Source organism: Alteromonas sp. AO-Serp (assembly GCF_017849675.1).
In the GTDB taxonomy this organism is placed as follows: Bacteria; Pseudomonadota; Gammaproteobacteria; order Enterobacterales; family Alteromonadaceae; genus Alteromonas; species Alteromonas macleodii.
Map to the genome: position 1 here is coordinate 1 of NZ_JAFLMX010000211.1, position 1,608 is coordinate 1,608.

The window sequence follows — 1,608 nt, forward strand, 5'->3', positions numbered from 1 at the left end:
GATCAGTATAAGTTTCGCAACTTGTCAAAAGAATTCAGTCAGCTAGAAGATGTAGTGGCAGGCTTTAATGCTTATCAGCAAGCACAAGAAAACTTGGCTTCAGCGCAGGAAATGCTGAATGAAGACGACGCCGAAATGCGCGAAATGGCACAGGAAGAGATGAAAGATGCCAAGGCGGAAATTGAACGCCTTGAAACTGAACTTCAGGTGCTACTCCTGCCTAAAGATCCTAACGATGACAACAACTGTTTCTTGGAAATTCGCGCTGGTGCGGGTGGTGACGAAGCGGCAATATTTGCAGGTGACTTGTTCCGCATGTACAGCCGTTATGCCGAAAGTCGTGGCTGGCGTGTAGAGTTGGTTAACGCCAATGAAGGTGAGCACGGCGGTTATAAAGAAGTCATTGCGAATGTTAGCGGCGATGGCGTGTACGGCGTATTGAAATTCGAGTCGGGCGGTCACCGCGTACAGCGTGTACCAGAAACCGAATCACAAGGCCGTATCCATACCTCGGCATGTACCGTGGCGGTATTACCAGAAATTCCAGAGTCGCAGGCAATTGAAATTAACCCTGCAGAGCTTCGCATCGATACCTTCCGTGCATCAGGTGCGGGTGGTCAGCACGTTAACAAAACCGACTCAGCGATTCGTATTACTCACTTGCCAACAGGCTTGGTAGTGGAATGTCAGGACGAGCGTTCACAGCACAAAAACCGTGCGAAAGCGATGTCGGTACTTCAAGCGCGCTTAAATCAGATTGAAGAAGAAAAGCGTGCAGCAGAAGAGGCTTCTACTCGTAAGAGCCTAGTCGGTAGCGGTGACCGCTCTGAGCGAATTCGTACTTATAACTTCCCGCAGGGACGTGTAACCGACCACCGTATCAACCTGACTATTTATCGTTTAGACGAAGTGGTGGAAGGTGACCTTAAGCAGCTTATCGACCCAATTTTGCAAGAGCATCAGGCCGATCTACTGGCCTCTCTGTCTGACGAATAACGCTGTCTTGTTACACAAACTGTTTATAGAAAAACAATGCGCATAGACAACGCCTTAACATGGGCTGCTGAACAACTAGAGGGTGGGGAGTCACCCTCTATTGATGCCAAAGTCATGTTGGCGAACATTCTAGGTAAGTCACAAACTTACCTATTCACATGGCCTGATAAAACCTTGGATGCCGCACAGAAAGCGCAATTTGAAGCGGATGTGGCCAAGCGTAAACGGGGTGAGCCCGTGGCGTATATTATCGGCAAGCGTGATTTCTGGACCCTGTCACTGTTTACCTCGCCAGATACGTTAATTCCACGACCGGATACTGAAGTATTGGTTGAGCACGTGCTTAATTGGGCAAATCAACACTCCTCTGCATCCTTATCAATCTGTGATTTGGGAACAGGCACGGGCGCTATTGCGTTGGCATTAGCGAGCGAACTGCCAGAAGCATCCGTTACTGGCGTAGACTACCAAGAGGGGGCGGTGAAGCTTGCTACCCGCAATGCCCACGCTAATAGTATAGCCAATGCGCATTTTGTACAAAGTGACTGGTTTAGTGCTCTGGCAGATCAAACCTTCGACATTATTGTTTCAAACCCACCTTACATAGAAGAA

General features: G+C 48.8%; 2 protein-coding genes. Both read left to right on the plus strand.

Annotated elements, in window-relative coordinates:
* Positions 1–996 (plus strand): peptide chain release factor 1 (gene prfA, locus QVA83_RS14355; protein ID WP_287498615.1); only part of this gene is annotated, 996 nt, incomplete at its 5' end.
* A gap of 36 nt (positions 997–1,032) precedes the next feature.
* Positions 1,033–1,608 (plus strand): peptide chain release factor N(5)-glutamine methyltransferase (gene prmC / locus QVA83_RS14360; RefSeq protein WP_287498616.1); only part of this gene is annotated, 576 nt, incomplete at its 3' end.